Raw genomic sequence first — 23,557 nt, forward strand, 5'->3', positions numbered from 1 at the left:
CCGAAGGACAATATCCTATTTATCTCTTCTGATTACTATCTCTAGCAATTTTTGTAAGACAAATAGATGTGTTATTTCCAATGGAACAGATTAGTTTGTGAGTCCGTTTAGTTTAAAGGATTTCTGGTTATTATCATTATAAAGGCTTCATAGGCCTCTGCTTTTCGTTTTTTTTAGCTGTTAATTGATCCAAAACCGAAAAATAGTATGTCCAATAAATCAAGTAAAGATCAGCTTAGATGTTTGCAGAAAGGCTCTTCGATAGTTTAAGGTTCCTTGGAAATAATTTAGGACTTCTACCTATTAGTCTGAGTACTGCTGCTTGGAAACATTAGTGACTTCTTCCAAAAACCTTTAGTTCAAACACGCTTAAGGCATTGCGGGCGTTTATGGGATCAGCTCCATCTGCACTATATGGTAGATTTATACTTCCTGATATTAGTAATTTAATGAATCGTGCCAATGCAGGTCTAGTAAATTCAGCACTATCAACAACAGGTGATTTTGATACTTGTCCCAGGCTATTGTCTACAAATAGCTTCCAGCCTGTTGATTTTGTAGCCTGGTTGAAATCAGTAGCATTATCAGCACTTAAGCATTCCAATTTGTATTTGTAAGGTCGGCTGGTAAACTCGAACGTAGTTTCTATACTATCAATCCGATAGTCTTTTCCAAGATCTACAATTAGCCACGCTTCTTTTGCATCAAGTCCTGCATCCCAACGGGTTCCGTTATTTTCGTCGACTGCAAATTCGCCTTTATATTCAAATGATATGTCAGGTGTCCGATAACGTTTGTCATTTGGTTGTGCGTCGTATTGCCTTACGGAGGAAACGACAACAGCCCTACCAAACGCAAGATTATTTTCTATATTTTTTTTTACTGGTTGCTTCAATATTACACCCTTATGTGTAGGTATAACCTTCTTTATACTTCCGTTTTTACTAAAAAATACTTCATCAATGCAAGTCTGACGTTTGCTGTCAACAAAAGGGTACGACTGGCGATGATATGCAATGTATGTACGCCCTTTATAATCCATCATAGAATGGTGTCCTGGCCCAAGAATGTTCCTGCTGTCATCTCTGGAAAGAATAGGCTCGGTCATAGAGCCATCGATTTCACGATATGGTCCAGCCACGTTTTTGGAGACTGCGTACCGAACATTATAATTCTCGCTGCCCTCAAATGACCACATCAAATAATAGAGTTCTTTTCTCTTATATATCAATGAGGCTTCAAATGAATTTTTAAGATTACTGATTTTGGAGTACTTATAATTTCCTGAGAATGGTGTTTCCGCATTTATTGTAAAACGTTTGTCGGTTTGATCAAAAGATAGCTTACCATCCTTATTAATATTTAATTTGATAATCCTAAATTCCCGTGCATCAGTTGTAATATACAATTGTTTATCATCATCCAAAAAGAACTGACCATCATAGCCTTTGTAAAACAGTTTGCCGGTAGCAGTGCTGTTGGCATCTTCCCATGGACCAAGAGGTTGGTTAGACATGGCTATGAAAACCTTTGATTCAATACTATACATTAGATAGTATTTTTTTGAGTCAGGATGATATATTATACTTGGTGCCCAAATATAATTTGTGCCAGCGGCATCGGTCCATTCCTTTGGTAGTGTTACTATCTGATTCTTCCACTTCTTTCCATCCTTTGAGTACCATGCCTGCGTTGGAAAAACGTTTTCTCCACTATTGCCGTCATTCGTTCCATAAGCATAAAAGGCATCCGTACGCTCGTCATAAAACAAAGAAGCATCAGCAAGATAAGCTGGAATAATTGGATTACCGGTTCCCTTGTCTAGCACTCTTAGATCCTTATTCTTCTGAGCGAAAGAATAAGAGCAAACCAGTAACAGTGCTATAATTACAAATTTGGCTTTAGTCATCGTTCCCATAATATTCCATACAACTGTTAATAAAAGCATTATATATTTTATATACAGCAACAGCCTTACCCAATGAGGTGAGCATTCGGTCGATCCCGATTTAATGCTGATTGTCTATACCTGTAAAAAGACCTCTAATTGCCATCTCAATTGAATTCGGCAAGCTTCCGACGGTCCTTGTAGATGCCATCCTTGCAAAAAATAATACACCCTATAGATTGCTTTCATGATCATTTTATTTTTAGTTAGCTCCAGATAACCCCATGCCGGAGAAAATACTCGAATCTGTTTGCGGGTAATATTTCCCTCTAGTCTTCCACGTTATATGAAATCTCCGCCGTCGAATTTAAACAATACAGACGATTGCGCAAAAATACTGATTACCATTCCAACGTAAGGGGGGCCAGAATTTTTAAATAAATCGCAAAACTGGACTAGTAATTACTGAGGAGCGTTTAAAGCCCTTGATTTTATTGTCGGTTTAAATTATCTCCAAAATGCAACAACCCATTCATCAAATTTTAAGTGAACTGGAACTCTTTACTTTCCTTTAGTTTATCCTTAAGAATGGAGATCTCTCCCTTGTATTTGGCAATTTCAATATCTTTTTCAGCTAATTGCATTTCCAGTGATTTATGCAGATTCCATTCGTCCAAACCAATCAGCAGGTCTTTGAAAGTATCCAGCACGTATAGATTATTTAAAGTGTTTTCTGCATTGCGGTATAAATCTTTCTTCCTATAGTGTTCAATGCGGTGCTGTGTGATTTTTGATAAATGTTGATGGAATTGTTTTTTTTGGCCTTGATGGCTTAACAGGTAGTAGTCACGATGAAAATGAAAATAAGCTAAGTATTCATCTTCCTGGATTTCCATGAGCTTCTTAAAAAAGAAATTGTTTTCCAGTTTCTTATTATAAAAAAACAGATTTCCAACTTCGTAAGGATGCGGGTAAAAATTAAATGGTGAACGGAGTTTAAAATAAGAAGTTGCTTTCATAACAAGTAACATGCTTTAGGTTAATGATATGTAAAGATAACAATGTTCTCTCTGAGAAATATTGTTGCCTTTAGGTATGTGTCACATTTAGTTAGTAGCAATCGATATGAAATAAGTGTTAGAATTTATATTACTTTAAAATACTAATATGCTTGATTAACTTTATATCAAAATAAGTAGAAGGAAATGGCATTAAATATTGTAGTAGACAAATCAACCTTTCAGTCGCTTAGTTATGATGAGCTACTTAAGCTAACTTATTATTATAAGCACAACATCACACCTGTACTGGTGATGGAAATTTTGGGTGATTTGAAAAAGGAAGAGAAAGACGGCAACCCACCTTCGCAGAATAGGGTTATTGATTTTGCTACAAAGTTGTTTCCGACGAATACGATTGTTAATATGCATTATACTAAACCATTAAAAGGGGAACTCTCTGGTGAAGGTTCTTTAGAAATGGATGGTCGTCCGTTGGTAGAAATAGGAAAAAGTGTTCAGACTCAAGATGGAAGAAAAGGATGGGTTGTTGGAGAAACACAAGAAGAAAAAGCAATTTATAACTGGCGTGAAGGTAAATTCTCTCAGGCTGATCACGACTTATCCAATCTTTGGAGAAATACGACTACACAGGAAGATCTGTTAATAAATCTGAAAAAGGAGTTAAAAGAAAAAGGTGAAAAAATAAAAGTATTGAGCTTTAAGGAACTTGATGTGTTTGTAACTGAAACTATCGATAAACCTGAAAATCAACAAAGCTTATTAATTGATTTATGCAGGACGTCAGGAGTCAGTGCTGCTATCGCTTACAGTACTATGATTAATTGGAAGCGGTCAGGTAGCCTACTTCTTAAACAATTTGTACCTTATGCATATCATATCTTGAGAGTAAATACACTGTTTCATGTTGGCCTACAATGTGAATTGATTGGTACAAGGCCAACAAATAAAGTTGATCTAGAATACCTGTATTACTTGCCTTTCTGTCAAGTGTTTACATCTAATGACCATCTTCATTTAAAACTAGCTCCTATATTATTAAGAGATGATCAATATTTTATCAAAGGGTCGGATTTGAAACAAGATTTAAAATCGATTAATGAACATCTTGCTGAACAGAATGAAGAAGAACGGGATAAATTCAAAAAATCTCCTCCGTTTCTTGAAAACTCGTTTACATTTCAGCGATACAAAGAGTATTTTGGTTATCCAGACCAGTGGGAATGGGATAAAAAAATATCAGCCAGTGAAACAGCTGAAGCAATTAGGATGATGCAACAATTTGAAAAGGCAAATGCAGGGGAAGAAATAGAAATGAAAAGAGGCGATCATGGATCGTTCTTTACACGCATGACACATATGGGCAAGAATGATCCTTGTTTTTGCGGGAGTGGTAAGAAACTCATTGATTGCTGTATTACTCAAGAGCAATTTGATAAGGCCGTAATAGATCAGGCCGCCGAAAAAGAGAAACGCAGGAATTGATGGTATCAAAAACAGGTAAAAGATTGCAGTAATTTTAATTTGTAATCTTTTACCTATTACACAGCATCCAACCCAAATAATGACGACCTCATTTATAAGAGGCTAGAATGTGAAGATGCAAGTTTTGTTTTAAGCAGTGCCATATCTTGAGACAGTTTTAAATCGAGGATTTTGGCATAATGCTGGGTAGTCTTAATGTCGGTATGGCCTAACATCTTGCTCACCGATTCAATAGGTACACCATTTGCAAGGGTTACAGTAGTGGCAAAGGTATGCCTTGCGATATGAAAAGTAAGTTCTTTATCGATGTTACAAGCTATTGCAATCTCTTTGAGGTAGTTATTGGTCTTTTGATTACTGGATACAGGTAATACACGGAGGTGGTCTGCACAAAGTGGGTGATCTTCGTATTTTTTGATAATATCCAAAGCCGTTTTTAGTAAAGGTACTTTAACCTGTGTTTTAGTTTTTTCCCTAAAGGTACTAATCCATTTTTCTGCTTTGTCGTCAGTCACGATCTCGGTTTTTTTGAGCTTCATGACATCAGCAAAAGCAAGCCCTGTGAAACAACAGAATAAAAATATATCACGTACCTGGCTAAGCCTGTTAAATTTGAAATCGTGGTCTGCAATGCGCTGTATCTCGGCCATATTTAAAAATTCCCTAACCACTTTTTTAAGCTTGACCTTATATAATAGAAAAGGGTTCTTTTCGATCCAAGCATTTGCAAGGCAGATTAGAACGATCTTTTTAAAATTTTTAATGTATTTGACAGTTGAATTATTGGCACACTTGCGAACACTCCGCAGGTAAAAGTCGTAGGAAGTCACAAATTCATGGTCAATTCTGTTCAATGGAAGATCATCTGTTTGATACTTCCATTGAATGAAATCTGCCGTATGGCTGTAGCTGGTTTCATATCTTTGCAATGTACCTGCGGCAAAACCTTTGCCGATCAGGGATTTCATTTCTGAATTGTGGGTATTGAAAATGCCTAGGATCGTTTTTTCAGGTACAACTACTGGCTGAACCCCTTCGTTGACCATAAACGATTTTAGGCTGGAAGATGTAATAGATAGTCTTTTGTCCGTCATTTCCCCAAATGCCTTGTAGGTTTTAATCTCTAATACTTTCAGGCTTGAATTGATGTTTCGTACTTCTTCACTAGTTCCGGCTACCTTCTGGCTTAGATTGTTCCATTTAGCCGGATCAATAAAACGTTTGGAAGATATATCTGTGCGTAAGCCCGCAATCGTGATACGTAAATAAATTGGCACTAAGCCGTTGGCATTGATTTTTGATTTTTTCAGAAAGAAAAATAACCCTAGTTTCTTGTTCATCGCAATAGATTTATGTGAATAAATTTAGTTCATTGCGTTATTGTTGTCAAGATGTTTAAGTATTTAACGTCTTAATTATCAATAACTTACAAGGGTTAAGGTGCCCCGGTGGTGTGGGTTAAAAAGGGCACCTGCTGGGGCACCTTATACTGCGAAAAATTGTGCGATTTTACTATGGGCTATAAACAAAAAACGCCTTAAACATAAGTTTAAAGCGTTTTTGTGTATTTTGATTATACATTTGCGGAGAGTGGGGGATTCGAACCCGCGGACCCTTTGACAAGTCAACAGTTTTCAAGACTGCCGCAATCGACCACTCTGCCAACTCTCCGCCGCAAAAGTACAAACTTGAAGCAAATCTGCAAATGATTTCCAAAGAAATATTTTAAAAGATATGCTAAGTGTTGTTTATCATTAAGTTAGCGAATGAAAGAAAATAAAAAAAAGCAGATAAATAGCTTAAATATGCCAATTATCTGCTTTATAATAAGTGTGAAATTATGCTAAAGCGCCTGATTTGGGTAAATTTTATCGCGATCTACAGATAATATGCCGTTTCCTTCTATAACAAAACAAACTAAACCCAACAATACCGAAACCGAAAACCAGAATTCTGAATAAGGCTTAAAAATACCACCAGAAATATTGATAAAGAAAACTGCGCCAATGAGTATCGGTAAATTAACCAAACAGAATGTGCGGGTATGTGTACCTAAAGTAATGGCAAGTCCACCTATAATATGCAGCACAATAATAAGGTGCGCCAGTAAACTAATGCTCACAGCGGTGCCTAAAAAGGCCCCCCTCATTAAATTGCTGAAAGCTTGCATATTGATGTAAAAATCAATACCCTTCCACATTAATATAAGGCCTAATAAGATTCTAAAATAGTCTAACCATTTTGGGTGATGCTGATCACCCCAGATTTGGATTTTCTTAAGCATGTTCATAACTTCTATATTTTGGTTATGACAATTTACATAAAAATTAATAGAATAACAATGATTAACTATTTGATTTTTAAGGCTTTTTTTTCTCTGCCGTTTTGCTGTGTAAATAATCAGTAGGCGACATTCCAAACTGTTTGGCAAAGTTTCTGCCGAAATGTGATTGAGAGCTATAACCAACTATTTCCGAGATTTCATATATTTTCAATAATCCCTCATTTAGATATGCTGCGGCTTTTTTTAAACGGGCAAGGTTAATCAGTTCGTTAGGACTTAAGTTGGAGATGGATTTAATTTTTCGGTACAGCGTAGGGCGGCTCATGTTCATCTTTTCGGCCAGGTGCTCAACATCCAAACTCTGGTTGCTGATGTTTTTATTGATCGTATCCTGAAGCTTCTCCAAAAATACCTCATCAGCCTTGGAGTAAGCAATACTCTTGATGTGCAATAGCGGAGAACTCGAAAAATATTCTTTAATCTTGTTCCTGTTTTTAATCAGACTGGAAATCTGAACCTGCAGAAATGCTGGTGAAAAAGGTTTCTCAACATAAGCATCAGCACCCAGTTCCAAACCCTCAATTTTTGATTGCAATGAGTTTTTTGCCGTAAGTAAAATCACAGGGATGTGGCTAAATTCTAACGTCGATTTAATTTTTGCGCAGAACTCAAAACCATCCATCTCCGGCATCATTACATCGCTGATGATAAGCTGAACAATCTCGTGCTCCAAAACTTTCAAAGCTTCCACACCATTTCGAGCCTGCAATACATGGTATTTTTCTTCCAGGTCATCCGATATAAAATCAAGAATGTCCTCATTGTCATCTACTAAAAGCACTACAGCTTTATCTGCTTCCTGAGGATATTTTATCGCGTGCGTACCTACAATTTCTTCCATTTTCCGTTCAGGTTAAATTCAATAAGTTGATGGATGGGCAGTTCCAATACAAATATATTAAAATCGTTGTGATTAAAATCCAGGTAAAGTTCACCACTGTGAAGCTGCGCGAGAGATTTTGAAATCGATAGTCCAATACCAGTACCCCTGGTGATTTCAGTTTCCTTGGCCCTGAAAAACGGTTCGAAAATTTTGTTCTGTATTTCTTTTGGAATCTTATGGCCATCGTTCATAACAGTCACCCTGAATTTATCTTCCCCAGCGGTTTGTTCAAGCTTAATTTCTACAGTTGTTTTGCCATATTTAATGGCATTATCAACCAAATTGCTGATTATTTTATAAAAAGCTTCCACATCAATATAGGCTGAAAAGGCTTTTTCAGGTAAATTGATGAGGTAATTGATTGTGCGCTGTTCGGCAGCTGGTTGAAACTGTAGATACACATCCTTCAAAATCTCAGTAATGTCCGCCTTAACAAAATTCAAAGAGAAATCGCTGGTTTCTGTTTTTCTGAAATCCAATAACTGATTGGTCAGCTTTAATAACCTGTCGGTATTACGCCCCATAATCCGGAGGTTTTTTTCAATTGCAGGAATGGCATCGGCTTGTTTAATCAATTTTTCCATCGGGCCGATAATCAACGTTAACGGCGTTCTAATTTCGTGAGCAACATTGGTAAAGAACTCAATCTTCGCCTGGTAAACTTCTTTCTGCTTCTCATGTTCAAAAACCTCCATGCGCCTGCTGTTTTTCAACGCAATTTTCTTGTGGTAATTAGATACCAAAAAGAAAATAATTGCACCTGCACTGATGAAATAAATAAAATAGGCAAGCGGGCTTAAATAAAAAGGGGGACTGATCCTGATCAGTAATTTTACGTTTTTGTTGCTCCAGGTATTGCTTCCTTCTACCAGTGCCTTTACCTCAAAAGTATATTTGCCCGGCGCAAGTTTGGTGAAGTAAACCTTTCTGTTGGTTTTTAGGTATTCCCAATCTTTATAAAGTCCGCTCATTTTGTAAGCGTATTCTGTCATTTCCGGAGAACGGTAGCTCAGGGCGGCAAAATCGATACTGAAAGATGACTGGTTGTAGTTAAGTTCAATGGTGTCTGCATAAACGATTGATTTATCCGATATGGCATTTGCCCCATTTAAGCCAATTTCGGTGCTGTTCACCTGAAAACCGGTTAAAAAAACAGGGGTTTCATAAGTGGTAGCAGTGAGGTCAGCCGGATTAAAACTGATCAAACCTTTTACACTTCCAAAATAAATGCGGCCATCTTTACCCTGGTAGGCCGAGTTGTAATTAAACTGATCGGTTAGCAATCCGTTGGCTTTGGAGTATGTTTTGCTTAGCCCCGATGCCGGATCGAAGTGGATTAGCCCGCGGGTACTGCTGATCCAGAACTTATTTGATGCATCTTCTTCAATCCGGAAAAGGTAATTGCTGGGGAAGCCATTTTTAACACCATACCGTTTGAACTGCTGCGTTTTTTTGTCGAACCTGCTTAGGCCGCCACCATCTGTAGTTATCCAGATTTGACGTTGCTTATCTTCGAAAATGCTGTTTATTGTATTGTGGCTTAAACTTTTTGCATCACTGGTGCTGTTCCGGAAGTTTACATATCCAGGTTTGGATAAATTAAAGCGGAAAACGCCATCGTTAAAGCTTCCTGCCCAAATATTGCCCTGGCTATCTTCAATAACTGAATCGTAAAAAAGAAAGGGAAGACCAGCTATAGGATCAAAATCATCGCGTTTGCGGTTATAGCGGTAAATTCCATTTATGGTGCTTACTAATATCTCTCCCGAACGTGTTTTGCAAAAAGTTACAATAAAGTTGGTGCGTAAAGCGTTTCCCACCCCCGCCTGGTAATGTTTAATTACTTTTTCAGTTTTCAGGTCTAACACATCCAGTCCATGTTCGAAAGTACCTATCCAAAGCTTATCTACATCAACCAGTAAACCATGGACGTTCGAATAGGCAATGCTTCCAGGCCTGCCATCTGGCAGGAAGTGTTTAAACTGCCCTGTTTTGATATCGAGCTTGTTCAGGCCTGCGTCTTCAGTCCCGATCCAGAAATTGCCAGCCAGGTCTCTGGTAATTTCCCTTACATCACTTCCGCTAATGGAATTCGTACCTTTTTGCGGAAAGTATTTGGTAAACAACGAAGTATGGCTCGAGTAATAATTTACACCACCAAAATAAGTACCCGTCCAAACGCCCCCCTCACGATCCTGGCAGATCGAATAAATGGCATTGTCGCTTAAGGAATAATCATTGTTATATTGTTTCTGGATGTGTGTAATTTTTTCGGTCGAATCGTTATAAATGTAAATCCCCGATTCTGTTGCAATCCAGAATTCATTTAAACCTGTTTTTTTAATATCCCTCACAAAGATCGGCGTCTGGTCGTCGTTCAGTTTTAAAATGTTTTTTGATTGCCGTTTAACAGGGTCAAATAGTTTTACGCCCTGGTTGGTGGTGCCAATTAGCAGTTTGCCGTTCCCGGTTTCCGCAAGTCGCGATACCCAACCATATTCCGGCTTTTTGTTGATCCCATTAATATTGAAACTCTGGAAATTATTTTCTTCAGGATTGTATTTTTCTACTGTTCCCCTCCCGGTACTGATCCACACACTGCCATTTTTTAACACAGTAACCAGCGAAGCATCAAAACGGGCATTGGCGCCAAAAACCTGCATTTTTTTAGTTCTTTTTTGATACAGGTAGATTTTAAATGAAGATAAAATCCATAAATTTCCCTTCATATCGCTGTTCAAATCAATAATACGCATCCCTTCAGTGCCTTTAACTATGCTGAAACTCTCTTTGGATGGATTATACCTGTATACACCGTTGTTTGTGCCAACCCACAGTGTTTTATGCTGGTCGTAATGCAGGGCATAAATCAGATCGTTGCCCAAACTGCCTGCTCTATCCGGATCGTGGCGGTAAGTTTTAAAAGCGTAACCATCAAAGCGGTTAAGGCCATCCTTAGTACCGAACCACATAAAACCATCTCCATCCTGTACACTGCAAAATGCAGTATTGTTAGAAAGTCCGTTCTCTACCTGGTAATGCCTGAAATAATAAGGCTGAGCCAGCAGCAGGTTGGCTGAGAAGGTTAAACATAAAAGGATGAGGAGTTTTTTCAATTTATATTGGTCAGCAGCTTCAAATATATTAAAGAAATGCTTTGCTTTTAACTCAAATTGAATTTGAGAGGATAAGTGGAAAGATTGAGACAGATGAATTTTGTGCTCCCGGGCAAATTCTATTATTTGTGCCTTACTAACCGGTATAAACCAATCGTGAGAAACTTAAGGCCAATAATTTTATCCATTCTGCTATTGTTAACTGTTAGCACTTATGCACAACAACTGCGGCTTGCACCATCGCCCCTATATCGCGATCCGATTTATGATGGCGCTGCAGACCCTGTTATGGTATACAACCATGCCGAAAAAAGTTGGTGGATGCTTTACACGCAGCGCAGGGCAAACGCACTAACCAATGATGTAGCTTATTGCTACGGTACCAATATCGGTGTGGCCACTACTACTGATAACGGGCAAACTTTTGTGTATAAAGGTGCACTCGATTTAAATTTTGAACCCGGTGTGAATACCTTTTGGGCACCCGATGTAATTTACGAAAAAGGCATTTACCATATGTACCTCGCCTATATTAAAGGCGTACGTAACCATTGGGGAGGCACTGCAAAAATTGCACATTACACTAGCAAGGATTTATTTAAATGGAAATATAAAGGTTTGATTACCTTAAATTCAGACCATGTGATTGATCCAACCTTATTAAAAATGCCCGATGGGAAATGGCACATGTGGTATAAAGACAGTTCTAAAGGGAGCATAACCATGACAGCCGAAAGCAAGGATCTTCAACATTGGGTAGCGCAGGCAGAGCCGGCCATAGGTGGTGCCCCGCACGAGGGTGCAAAAGCTTTTTTCTTTAGCAACTTTTATTGGTTGATTACCGATGAATGGCACGGCCAACGGGTTTACCGCTCAAAAGATGGCGAAAGCTGGGAGAAGCAGGGGATGGTTTTGGATGTGCCCGGGCACAGGCCTGAAGATACCCCAACCGGTGCCCATGCCGATGTACAGGTGGTTGGGGGTAAAGCCTATATTTTTTACTTTACCCATCCCGGACGCAAAACCCATTTCGAAGGAAGGTTGGATCAGGATTACACCTTTTCATATTCAAATAAACGCACATCTATCCACGTTGCAGAACTGGAGTTTAAAGATGGAACGCTGGTATGCGACCGGGATAAACCTTTTGATTTTTACCTGCGCCAGCCTTAAATATTACCTTCCTACCCAGAGAGGTGCCCGCAAAATGAGTTTTTTTGAAGATTACTTACTTTGATTTGCCGCTGGACATTATTTTGCTCGTTGTTCGGACATGCCCAGATTTTGCTGCTGCGTAAAAATTCGCACAAGTGCACTAAACTGCAGAGATTTGTCTTTACTCATCTATTAAAAATTAAGAAAAAAGTTATTGGATGATGCAAAACGTTAGTGGTTTCCATCAGAGGTAAATACACGAAAATACACATTTGTCTCCAATTGCAAAACGAGACAAAATGAAGAAATATTGATACAAATGCGTATCCCGTGCTACAGCGAAAAACCGAATCTTTGACAAGAATTAAATCGAACTAAAACCATTTACTTCTAGTAACTAACCAAATATCTAACCCATATGAAAAGAAGTTTATTCTCTTACGGCGGCTTTGTACGCCTGGATAGGTACCTGCTTCAAAAAATATTTTTGAAACACAAGGTCCTCACTGCTATTTTTACTTCAATTACCTTAATCTTGCTTTCATTTCAGCTCAGTGCACAAGCGCAAACTACCGTTACCGGAACAGTTACCGACGAAAAAGGGGAGACCGTTGTTGGTGCCAGTATTAAAATTAAAGGTACAAGCACGGGTGCTACTACAGATGGAGATGGAAAATTTAAAATCCAGGTAAGCGATAAAAACGCCACACTGATTTTTATTTACGTCGGCTACGTCAATCAGGAAGTTGCAATTGCTGGTCGCACGCAAATCAACGTTAAACTTAAACCTTCTGATAACGACCTTTCGGAAGTTGTTGTTGTAGGTTACAACACGCAGAAAAAGGAAGCCATTACGGGGGCCATTTCTTCCATTAGCAGTAAAGATCTCGAAAAAGTGCATGGAGGCTCTACAGTAAGTACAGGCCTCGCGGGCAAATTGCCTGGGGTTTCTTTCAGAATGCCCGATGGCAGACCAGGATCAAGCGCCAATATCCAGATCCGTAACATGGGCAACCCGTTATATGTTATTGATGGAATACAGCAGGATGCAGGCCAGTTTAATAACATATCACCAAACGATATTGAAACCATTAGCGTGCTTAAAGATGCCTCGGCAGCTATTTATGGTAGCAGGGCAGCAAATGGCGTAATATTGGTAACCACCAAGAGGGGTAAAAACAGTACGCGTAATACCTTTAGCGTAGATGCTTACACAGGATGGCAGAATTGGGTACGTTTTCCTGAAACCACCGATGCTTATACCTGGATGTTAGGCAAAGCCACCGCCGAATTGAATGCCAATGGCAAAACTGACATTACCCAGGCAGAACTGGATAAATGGAAAGCCGGTACGGAATACGGCTACCAGAGTCAAAACTGGAAAGATATTATTATTGCACCAAATGCACCGCAAAGCTCCGTTAATTTAAGTGCATCAGGAGGTACCGATAAAGTAAATTATTATTTTTCTGCCACCCGATTAGATCAAAAAGGTGTTTATGGAACCGCACGCGAATTCGATTTTAACAGAACCAATATTCAGAGTAATATCGAAGCTAAAATAACCGACCGTTTTAAAGTTGGTATGCTCATTAACGGCCGTATCGAAAGTCGCGACCAGCCAGGTGTACCAGGTGGAGATGATTATTTCGCCGCCCGTTTCGCCTTATTAAGAAACAGACCAACAGAGCAGGCTTATGCCAATGGCAACCCAAATTACCCTAACGATATTGGCCACAATACCGAACAGTTTGCCGTGCAGAGTAAAGCACTTACCGGATACTGGAGATCAGATTGGCGGGTACTCCAAACCAATTTATCTGCAAGTTACGATACACCAATAAAAGGGTTGGAAATCAAAGGATTGTATTCTTATTACATAGCCGATAACGTAATTAACGGGCATGAGTATACCTATAATGTATATACTTACCATCCCGAAACAGGTGTTTACGAAGAAAAAGTAGGCAGCTCCAATCCATACCGTGAGCGTAGAAATGAGAAAGTATATACAAACACCTATCAGATACAGGCCAACTATAACCGCACATTTGGCAAACATACCGTAGGTGGGGTTTTGGTAGCCGAGCGTTTAGATCGTTTTAGAACATACACTTTTCAGCATGCCGTACCGCAGACCAATATTTTACCGGTATTGCAGTTTGCCGATATGGATGGACAGGATTTTGCAGATGTACAGGAAGAGCAGGCCCGAATAGGTTATGTAGCCAGGTTAAACTATAACTATGATAATAAATATTACCTGGAACTTTCAGGCCGTAGAGATGCCTCATGGAAATTTGCACCTGACAGACGGGTTGGCTATTTTCCATCTGCTTCCATCGGATGGAGAATTACTCAGGAGAAATTTATCAAATCACTTTTAGGTGAGAGCAACATCTTAAACGATTTAAAACTCCGTGCATCTTACGGTGTATTGGGTGATGATGATCTTCCTATTGATCCGTTTGCCTATATTCCAGGTTACAGGTACAACCAGGGAACAGTTATTCTGGATGGCAAAAACATTACCACCTCACGTGATTTAGGCCCGATTATAAATAACCTGAGCTGGTTTAAAAGCAAAATAACCGATATCGGATTAGACTTTTCGATGTTCGGAAGCAAGCTTTCCGGTACGGCAGATTATTTTTATAGAAAACGTACAGGGTTATTTGCCATTAAAAATGATGTTCAGGTACCTGTAGAACTGGGGTATCCACAAAACCCTGAAAACCTGAACAGCGATGCACAGTTTGGAGGTGAGTTTGCCTTAAACTACAGAGATAAAATCGGCGAATTTAACTACAACGTTGGCGGAAATTTTTCCATTAGCAGAAAAAAGATGATCGATGTTTATAAACCACGCTTTGGTAACTCATGGGAAAATTACAGGAACAATAGCACCAATAGATACACCGATATCTTCTGGGGTTATGAAGTAACCGGCCAGTTTCAGAGCATTGATGAAATCAACAATTACAAAGTGAACATTGATGGTAAAGGTAACCGCTCTTTACTCCCTGGTGATTTAATTTACAAAGATCAGAATGGCGATGGCCGGATTGACGGATTTGATGAAAGACCTATCGGTTATACCACGCAAGGTCAGCCCAATATCGGTTTCGGTTTTACTATAGGCGGTTCTTACAAAAACTTCGATTTTACAGCAGATTTCTCAGGCGGTGCACTGTACTCATGGAACCAAAACTGGGAACAACGCTGGGCATTCCAAAATACAGGTGCTTTATTACAGAATTTTGCTGATGACAGCTGGCACCGTACCGATCCTTTTAACCTGAACAGCCCTTGGGTGGCAGGTAAATACCCTGCGCTTAGGTTTAATGATGCAACACATAGCAATTACAACAAAAATTCTACCTTCTGGATGCATAATGTACGTTATCTGCGTGCCCGTACACTCGAAATTGGTTATACCATCCCTAAAAGCTGGGCTGAAAAAATCAAGATCCAGAATGCCAGGGTATATGTAAACGGATACAACTTATTCTCTATCGATAACTTAAAAGATTATGGCGTTGACCCTGAAATTGCCGATGACAATGGATTACAGTACCCACAAAATAAGTTCTTCAATATCGGTCTTAAACTAACACTGTAACATGAAAAAGACTAATCAAATGAAAAAAATAATATACGCATTTGCTGCCATTGCATGTTTAAGTTTTGCGCAGTCGTGTAAAAAAGATTCTGAGTTTTTAGATAAAAAACCCACCAGTACTTTACCTATTGATGCGGTATGGAAAGATCCAAACTTGGTATTAACTGTTCTTGGCGATTTATACGATAGTTATCCAGATTTTCAACGCATCGAATCATGGTGGTTATATGCCGATTTTGATGAAGGCTTTGCTTCAGCCGGAGGCGATTATTTCCGCCATCAGAATTTGGAATACGGCTACGACGCATGGCGGTACTGGGATATGGATGTTTATAAACTGGTCAATAACCTAAACCTGTTTATAAAACGCGGGCAGGAATCTACACAATTGAAAGCTGAAGACCGCGACCGTTTCCTGGCCGAAGCAAGATTTATCAGGGCCGGCGTTTATTTCGAAATGGTAAAAAGAATGGGCGGTGTGCCGTTAATTACCATCCCCTTGGTATACGATTACAGTGGCGATCCGACCTACCTGCAATACCCAAGGGCAAAGGAAGCAGAAGTTTACGATTTTGTAATTGCTGAGCTCGAAGCCGTAAAAAATATTTTGCCCGATAATGCAACCGTACAAAGCAGGGCTACAAAAGCAGCAGCTTTGGCTATGGAGTCCAGAGCAGCCTTATATGCCGGTGCTATCGCCAAATACAGCAATTCGCAGTTGACGCTTCCAGGTGGCGAAGTTGGCATTTCATCCGCTTTGGCAAATGGTTATTATACCAAAGCACTAAATGCCGCCAAAGAAATTATCGATGGCGGTAAGTATTCCCTTTATAAAAAGAATCCAAATCTATCCGAAAACTTTGCAGCACTTTTTACCGATAAAGGCAGTAACCCGGAAGTAATTTTTGCCAAAGATTTTAAATTGAAAACCAATAAGGTACATGGCTTTACCATCGATAACCAGCCCCGTTCTTCGGCCGAAGAGGCACAGGGAGGGCGCTTAAACCCATCATTGAACCTGGTGCAGTCGTTCGAAAAGTTAGACAATACCTATGCTTCCCTTGCCTCGGTAGATGCAGGCGGAAACCCGGTTTATTATACCAATGTTACCGATATTTTTGCAGGCCGCGATGCGCGTTTGGCCGGTACTGTTATCCTTCCCGGAACACAGTTTAAAGGCAAAACAGTAGATATTTGGGCAGGTTATCAATTGGCCAATGGTACAATTGTAACCGGAGATAATTTTGCACAAAGCAAAACAAATGTATTGCCAGGCAACCCCGGTACGGTGCAGGTAGTGGGTGGCGATGGTCCTGTAGATGGGCTAGAATTCAGTGCGCAATCCGGTTTTTATGTACGTAAATATTTAGATCCAGCAACAGGCTCGGGGCAAATAGGTACCCGTAGCGATGTTTGGTGGGTGCGTTACCGCTATGCCGAAGTATTATTAAATGCCGCAGAAGCAGCTTTCGAACTCGGTGATGCCGCTACAGCAGCCAATTACATTAAACCCGTAAGAGACCGTGCAGGCCTAACCACCGCCTTGACACCTGCTGAAATTACTTTCGACAGGATTGTACATGAGCGTAAAGTAGAGTTCGCTTTTGAAGGGCACGAGCTTTGGGATATGAAACGTTGGAGACTTGCGGATAAAGTATGGAACGGCAGCAACATGTCTGCTGCAGATTTTATCAATGCAACCAATATCGGTAGTGCCACACGCACCAGCACACAAGTGTTTGGTATATGGCCATACAAGTACTATAATCCGGGTAATCCAAACCACTTGAAATACCTTTTTAAAGTGGTTAAACCAAGCAGAGTAACCGCTGCACACCGTTTCCGTATCGGCAATTACTATTCATCAATCGGGCAGGATGTGCTCAACGGAAATCCGAAAATTGTTAGAAACCCTAATCAGTAAATTAACATGAAAAATAGATTTTATTACATCATAGCCGCAATTGCGGTACTTTTTTCATCATGTAAAAAAGATAATTACGATGCACCTGAAGCAGATTTTACAGGCAGGATTGTATATAAAGGGGAAGCCATTAATGTAGAGTACGGTCAGGTAAATTTCGAACTCTGGCAATCAGGCTTTGGTAACTATTCCGCTTTAAATGTTAATGTAAATCAGGATGGTAACTATTCAGCTAAATTGTTCGATGGTGATTATAAACTTGTTTTCTCACCCAACCAAGGGCCGTTTCTTTGGAAAAAGAATGCAGCCGGAAAGCAAGATAGCATTGCCGTAAATATCAGCGGAAGCAAAACACTCGATATCGAAGTGATGCCTTATTACATGATCCGCGGCGCAACACTTACTGCAACTGCGGGTAAAGTAAACGGTTTTTGCAGACTGGAGAAAATTATTACCGATGCCAATGCAAAAGATATCGAAAGGGTATCGCTGTACATCAATAAAACGCAGTTTGTAGATGGAGGAAACAACCTTGGTGATGGTGCTGTACAAAACATATCCGGGGCAGCAGTAACCGATTTAAACAACGTGAATTTATCGGTTACGATTCCATCAATGACGCCCACCCAAAATTATGTTTTTGCACGGATTGGTGTTAAAATAGCAGGAGTGGAAGATATGATTTTTACCCCTGTGGCGAAAATAAGTTTCTAAAAGAAATTGTCACGTTGAGCCTGCCAAAACGCTTTAATAATAACAATAAGCAAATCTTTCGGCAGGCTCAGGACGACATGTTGTATGATTTAACGTCTACATCACTTTAAATTATCATATCTTAAGGTTTGCTAACCATTATTATCGGATGAAAACTTTCATTGGTATTTTAGTATACTTATCGATATTTTCAATAAGTCGTTCAGTAAGTGCTCATCCCGCCGGGTACCTGGTAAGCGATACCATTTACCTTGCAGACCCAACAATTTTTGTAGATAAGGGCGTTTATTACCTCTACGGTACCAGCAGCGATAAAGGTTTTTTGGTTTATCGCTCTACAGATCTTAAAAATTGGGGCAAGCCTGCCGGCAAGAACAACGGTTTCGCCTTAACAAAAGGTGATGCTTTTGGCAGTAAAGGTTTTTGGGCACCGCAGGTTTTTAAACGGGGCAATACTTATTTTATGGCTTACACCGCCGATGAGCAGATTGCCATTGCCCATAGCCAAAGCCCCCTAGGCCCGTTTATACAGGAAAAAGTAAAAGCCATTTCTGGCATGGCGAAACAGATTGACCCATTCGTATTTACCGATAGCAATGGCAAAAACTACCTCTACCATGTTAAGCTAGATCATGGCAACAGGATATTTGTAACCGAACTGAAGAGTGATTTATCAGATGTGATCCAGGAAACCACCAAGCCGTGTTTATCGGCGACTGAAAACTGGGAAAATACCGCTAAAACAGATTGGCCGGTAACCGAAGGACCAACGGTTTTGAAGAAAGACAATGTGTATTACCTTTTTTATGCTGCAAATGATTTCAGAAACCCGGATTATGCCGTGGGTTATGCAACATCAAAATCGCCAACCGGGCCATGGGTAAAGTATGATAGAAATCCAATCATCAGTAAAAAATGGGTAAATATTAATGGAACGGGCCATGGCGATTTCTTTACCGATAAAAACGGCCGGTTACAATATGTATTTCACACGCATTATTCAAATCAGAAAGTATCGCCAAGGGCCACAGCTATTGTAAAGGCTGCCTTTGTAAAAGATAAAAAAGGGATATATCAAATGCAGATCGATCAAAAAAGTTTCCGGGTTTTAAAAGAAAGCTTAAATGGTTCTCCTTAATGTTAAATTGAATGCATTTGTAGAAATATTGAAACAAAACTAAATCGGTTTACGAAAAGAAATCGCTTATTTTAAAGATTACAGAAAGAAAAAAGCCCAGCGAAAAATGGCAGTAAAACACAATCAATGAAAAAACTATACCTTAAGTGCTTTTTTGTAATGCTGAGCCTGTTTTTTGCAGGCAGATCAATGGCGCAAACCTTCACAAATCCGTTGCTTCCATCAGGTGCCGATCCTTATAGTTATTATAAAGATGGCTATTATTACTATACAAATTCATTGGGCAACAGGGTAGACCTTTGGAAGGCTAAAAGTTTGGAAGGATTGAAAACAGCCGAACGTAAAACCATTTGGAAAGCCCCGGCCGGTACAGCGTACAGCAAAGAAATCTGGGCTCCGGAAGTAATGTTTTTAAGAGGCAAGTGGTATGCTTATTTTGCTGCCGATGATGGCAATAATGATAACCACCGCATGTATGTTTTAGAAAATGCAGCTGCGGATCCTATGAAGGGAGAATGGGTATTTAAAGGAAAAATAGCTGACCCTACAGATAAATGGGCCATTGATGGAGATGTAATCGATTTTAAAGGTCAGTTGTACATGATTTGGTCGGGTTGGGAAGGAGACCGGAACGGAAAACAGGAAATTTATATTGCTAAACTTAAAAACCCATGGACGGTAGATGGCGAACGCTTTAAAATCTCAACACCAAAATTCGATTGGGAAAAAATTGGTGATTTAGGTGGTGGTGCACACGTAGATGTAAATGAAGGGCCGCAGTTTCTGGTACATGGCGACAAAATATTCATCGTTTATTCTGCCAGCGGCTGCTGGACGGATTTTTATGCGCTTGGCATGCTATCAGCATCGGTAAAAAGTAATTTGCTTGATCCAAAATCATGGACAAAATCCGAAAAGCCTGTTTTTCAACAATCGCCAAAGGATGGAGTTTACGCTCCGGGTCATAATTCATTTTTTAAATCACCCGATGGTAAAGAAGATTGGATTTTATACCATGCCAATGATAAACCAGGGCAAGGCTGCGGTGGCTTCCGTTCGCCAAGGGCACAAAAATTTAGCTGGAATGCCGATGGAACACCCGATTTTGGTACACCCGTAAAACCTGGTGAACGCTTAGCCGCACCATCAAAAACAAAATAAAAACTAAACCAGATAAACCGATATGAGTTTAAAAAATTATGTTCTCCTGGCTGCGCTGAGTTTGAGCGTAAGTACAGGATTTGCACAAAAAGCCAAAAAAAACACAGTGCCCGCAAAAGTATGGCCGGTAGAAAAGGCCAATGCTTGGTATAAGGAAAACAAATGGCTAACCGGAGCAAACTATATCCCATCTAATGCCATTAATCAATTGGAAATGTGGCAGGCCGATACCTTCTCTCCCGATTTAATAGATAAAGAGCTCGGATGGGCAGAAGGGATTGGTTTTAATACGCTGCGTGTATTTTTGTTCAGTAAAGCCTGGAGCCAGGACCCTGAAGGTTTTAAAAAACGAATGGACCAGTTTTTAACCATTACCCAAAAACACGGCATTAAACCAATGTTTGTTTTCTTTGATGATTGCTGGAACAAAACTTCGGCTATCGGCAAACAGCCAGAGCCCAAAACAGGTATCCACAATTCGGGTTGGTTGCAAGATCCGGGCGACCCTGCTTTTAAAGAAGAAGCCAACTTTCCTGAACTCGAAAAATATGTAAAAGATGTGCTTGGCCATTTTGCACATGATAAAAGAATCCTGCTTTGGGATTTGTACAATGAGCCGGGCAATAATGGCAAACTCGATGCAACCATTCCTTTGTTAACTAAAACCATCAGCTGGGCACGTTCCGTAAATCCCGATCAGCCAATTACTATCGGCTTGTGGAGCTGGGGTTTCGAAAAGCTTAATGAAATACAGTTGGCCAACTCTGATATTGTTACCTACCACAACTATGAAGCGCCAGATTGGCACCAGCGTACGATAGATTTGTTAAAAGCCAGTGGAAGGCCATTAATCTGCACCGAATACATGGCGCGCTCACGCAATAGCCGCTTTGCCAACATTTTGCCAATGCTTAAAAATGAAAATGTTGGAGCCATTAACTGGGGCTTTGCTGCCGGTAAAACCAATACCAAATATGCCTGGGATACGCCATTGGCCGATGGTTCTGAACCAATTGAATGGTTTCATGAAATCTTCCAGCCAGATGGAACACCATACCGCCAGGATGAAGTTAACCTGATTAAAAAACTCAACAACAAATAAACCCGATTCCAGGTCGGCGTAAGCCGGCCTTTACACACAAATTTAAACCAATGAATAAAAAAGTATCCATCCTTTTCTCGCTGCTAGGGCTTTCGCTTACACTTTCCGCTCAGCAACAAGATAAATCATGGTCTATGGTCAAAGGCAAAATCTCTTCACCATGGGCGCAGGATGTAAATCCGAAAAATGTTCTTCCCGAGTATCCGCGCCCTCAGCTCGAGCGCACTGGCAACTGGAAAAACCTAAACGGACTCTGGGATTATGCCATTTCTGAAAAATCACAGAAACCAGCCATCAACCAGGGCAAAATTTTGGTTCCCTTTGCCGTAGAATCTTCACTCTCGGGTGTTGGTAAAACAGTAGGTAAAGACAGTTTGCTTTGGTATAAAACCAGCTTTACCGTACCATCTAATATGAAAGGCAAGGAAATTTTGCTTCATTTTGGTGCGGTAGACTGGAGAAGTATGGTAACCATAAATGGTAAAGAAGTGGGTAAACACGAGGGTGGTTTTGATCCTTTTAGTTTCAATATTACGCCGTTTTTAAATAAAAGCGGCAATCAAACGCTTACTGTCGAAGTTTGGGACCCTACAGATGATGGCCCTCAGCCAAGAGGTAAACAGGTTAAAAAGCCCGAAGGGATCTGGTACACGCCTGTTACAGGCATTTGGCAAACCGTGTGGATTGAGGCCGTAAATAAAGCGCACATCGATCACATTAAAATTACACCCGATATTGATCAGCAGTCGGTAGCCGTAACGCCTGTTTTAAGTGGCGCAGTTACAGGTGATCAGGTTAAAGTTTCTGCCTGGGATGGGACTACAAAAGTTGCAGAGCAAACCGGTAATGGAACAGATGCAATAAGTTTAAAAATTGCCAATCCTAAACTTTGGAACCCGAAAAGCCCATTCTTATACGACCTTAAGGTTGAGCTGATTGCTAAGAATAAAAAAGTGGATGAAGTTAAAAGTTACTTCGCCATGCGCAAAACCTCGATGGGTAAAGATGAAAAAGGCATTCAGCGGATGTTGTTAAACAATGAATTTGTTTTTCAATACGGCCCTTTGGATCAGGGATGGTGGCCCGATGGGCTTTATACCGCACCAACAGATGCTGCATTGAAATTTGATGTGGATAAAACCAAAGAAATGGGCTTCAACATGATCAGAAAGCACATTAAGGTAGAGCCTGCACGTTGGTATTACTATTGCGATAAAGCAGGGATGCTGGTTTGGCAGGATATGCCGAGTGGCGACCTAGGTAACGGTTGGGAAAACCGCCCTGGTGTTTTAGACCACGGATCGGACCAGAATAGAAGCGCAGCCTCTGAGGGGTATTATAAAAAAGAATGGAATGCCATTATTGATGCCCTTTACAATGTACCTTCTATTGTAGTTTGGACTCCTTTTAACGAAGCATGGGGTCAGTTCAAAACGGTAGAAATTGCAAAATGGACAAAAGAGAAAGATCCTTCAAGGTTGGTAAATACAGCCAGTGGAGGTAACTTCCATCCGGTAGGCGATATCATCGATTTACACAACTATCCACATCCGGCAATGCCTAGTCCAGATTATTTCGGAAAAGATTACGCACTTGTACTGGGTGAATTTGGAGGCCTGGGCCTACCAATTGATGGCCATGTGTGGCAACAAAAAAACAACTGGGGTTACCAGAGCTTTAAAAACAAAACCGATCTTTTTAATAAATATGCGGAGTTTACCAAACGTTTGGAACAATTAATTCCATTGGGGCTTTCGGCAGGTGTTTATACTCAAACTACCGATGTGGAAGTAGAAACAAATGGCTTGATGACTTATGACAGGAAAGACATCAAATTTTCAGAAACACAAATGAAAGCTTTGCACGATAAACTGTATCAGATCAGCGTACCTGTGAAAAAATAATTTCTCATCAAATTTTAAAAAAAGCTGGACTGGTGCAAACCATCCAGCTTTTTTTATCGAAATGGTTTAACAACTAAATAGTGTTTTACCAATATGGAGTGT

Annotated in this window: 15 protein-coding genes and 1 tRNA gene; 9 read left to right on the forward strand and 7 right to left on the reverse strand. The window is 40.0% G+C overall.

Going from position 1 to position 23,557, the window contains the following annotated elements; all coding sequences use genetic code 11:
- Nucleotides 1–331 precede the first annotated feature (331 nt).
- Together ACZZZW_RS08045 and ACZZZW_RS08050 are read right to left on the reverse strand one after the other, a co-directional pair.
- A complete protein-coding gene (locus ACZZZW_RS08045) occupies nucleotides 332–1,948 on the reverse strand; it encodes a family 43 glycosylhydrolase (protein ID WP_463492850.1) in 1,617 nt (538 codons plus the stop codon).
- Between the two features lie 482 nt (nucleotides 1,949–2,430).
- Nucleotides 2,431–2,907, reverse strand: coding sequence for a hypothetical protein (locus ACZZZW_RS08050; RefSeq protein ID WP_463492851.1), 477 nt, complete (start codon nucleotides 2,905–2,907; stop codon nucleotides 2,431–2,433).
- Between the two features lie 186 nt (nucleotides 2,908–3,093).
- On the opposite strand from ACZZZW_RS08050, the gene ACZZZW_RS08055 reads away from it, so the two are divergent.
- Nucleotides 3,094–4,392, forward strand: coding sequence for a YecA family protein (locus ACZZZW_RS08055; RefSeq protein ID WP_463492852.1), 1,299 nt, complete (start codon nucleotides 3,094–3,096; stop codon nucleotides 4,390–4,392).
- Nucleotides 4,393–4,484: 92 nt separating this feature from the next.
- On the opposite strand, the gene ACZZZW_RS08060 is transcribed toward ACZZZW_RS08055, so the two are convergent.
- The 5 genes from ACZZZW_RS08060 to ACZZZW_RS08080 all read right to left on the reverse strand — a co-directional run bounded on the left by ACZZZW_RS08060 (nucleotide 4,485) and on the right by ACZZZW_RS08080 (nucleotide 10,735).
- Nucleotides 4,485–5,732, reverse strand: a complete 1,248-nt coding sequence (locus ACZZZW_RS08060) for a site-specific integrase (RefSeq protein ID WP_463492853.1) — start codon at nucleotides 5,730–5,732, stop codon at nucleotides 4,485–4,487.
- Nucleotides 5,733–5,976: 244 nt separating this feature from the next.
- Nucleotides 5,977–6,063, reverse strand: a tRNA-Ser gene (locus ACZZZW_RS08065).
- Nucleotides 6,064–6,235: 172 nt separating this feature from the next.
- On the reverse strand, nucleotides 6,236–6,676 hold the full coding sequence (locus ACZZZW_RS08070; RefSeq protein ID WP_463492854.1) for a DoxX family protein: 441 nt from the start codon (nucleotides 6,674–6,676) through the stop codon (nucleotides 6,236–6,238).
- 76 nt (nucleotides 6,677–6,752) lie between these two features.
- Nucleotides 6,753–7,577: a response regulator transcription factor gene (locus ACZZZW_RS08075; protein WP_463492855.1), complete on the reverse strand. Its 825-nt coding sequence runs from the start codon at nucleotides 7,575–7,577 to the stop codon at nucleotides 6,753–6,755.
- On the reverse strand, nucleotides 7,562–10,735 hold the full coding sequence (locus ACZZZW_RS08080; protein ID WP_463492856.1) for a ligand-binding sensor domain-containing protein: 3,174 nt from the start codon (nucleotides 10,733–10,735) through the stop codon (nucleotides 7,562–7,564). Before ACZZZW_RS08080 ends, ACZZZW_RS08075 begins: the two co-directional genes overlap by 16 nt.
- A gap of 156 nt (nucleotides 10,736–10,891) precedes the next feature.
- Here ACZZZW_RS08080 and ACZZZW_RS08085 point away from each other — a divergent pair, with 156 nt between their 5' ends.
- The 8 genes from ACZZZW_RS08085 to ACZZZW_RS08120 all read left to right on the forward strand — a co-directional run bounded on the left by ACZZZW_RS08085 (nucleotide 10,892) and on the right by ACZZZW_RS08120 (nucleotide 23,455).
- Nucleotides 10,892–11,908 (forward strand): glycosyl hydrolase, encoded by a 1,017-nt coding sequence (locus ACZZZW_RS08085; RefSeq protein ID WP_463492857.1) that lies wholly within the window; start codon nucleotides 10,892–10,894, stop codon nucleotides 11,906–11,908.
- 400 nt (nucleotides 11,909–12,308) lie between these two features.
- On the forward strand, nucleotides 12,309–15,512 hold the full coding sequence (locus tag ACZZZW_RS08090) for a SusC/RagA family TonB-linked outer membrane protein (protein WP_463492858.1): 3,204 nt from the start codon (nucleotides 12,309–12,311) through the stop codon (nucleotides 15,510–15,512).
- Nucleotides 15,513–15,531: 19 nt separating this feature from the next.
- A complete protein-coding gene (locus ACZZZW_RS08095) occupies nucleotides 15,532–17,436 on the forward strand; it encodes a RagB/SusD family nutrient uptake outer membrane protein (RefSeq protein ID WP_463492859.1) in 1,905 nt (634 codons plus the stop codon).
- 6 nt (nucleotides 17,437–17,442) lie between these two features.
- Complete coding sequence (locus ACZZZW_RS08100; RefSeq protein ID WP_463492860.1) at nucleotides 17,443–18,150, forward strand: DUF3823 domain-containing protein; 708 nt, start codon at nucleotides 17,443–17,445, stop codon at nucleotides 18,148–18,150.
- Nucleotides 18,151–18,298: 148 nt separating this feature from the next.
- The gene (locus ACZZZW_RS08105) at nucleotides 18,299–19,288 is read left to right on the forward strand and encodes a glycoside hydrolase family 43 protein (RefSeq protein WP_463492861.1); all 990 of its coding nucleotides are present in this window, start codon (nucleotides 18,299–18,301) and stop codon (nucleotides 19,286–19,288) included.
- 126 nt (nucleotides 19,289–19,414) lie between these two features.
- Nucleotides 19,415–20,449: a glycoside hydrolase family 43 protein gene (locus ACZZZW_RS08110; protein WP_463492862.1), complete on the forward strand. Its 1,035-nt coding sequence runs from the start codon at nucleotides 19,415–19,417 to the stop codon at nucleotides 20,447–20,449.
- A gap of 22 nt (nucleotides 20,450–20,471) precedes the next feature.
- On the forward strand, nucleotides 20,472–21,551 hold the full coding sequence (locus tag ACZZZW_RS08115; RefSeq protein ID WP_463492863.1) for a glycoside hydrolase 5 family protein: 1,080 nt from the start codon (nucleotides 20,472–20,474) through the stop codon (nucleotides 21,549–21,551).
- A gap of 50 nt (nucleotides 21,552–21,601) precedes the next feature.
- Nucleotides 21,602–23,455, forward strand: a complete 1,854-nt coding sequence (locus ACZZZW_RS08120; protein WP_463492864.1) for a glycoside hydrolase family 2 protein — start codon at nucleotides 21,602–21,604, stop codon at nucleotides 23,453–23,455.
- Nucleotides 23,456–23,557: the final 102 nt, after the last annotated feature.

The sequence above is a fragment of the Pedobacter sp. AC379 genome, assembly GCF_979258145.1.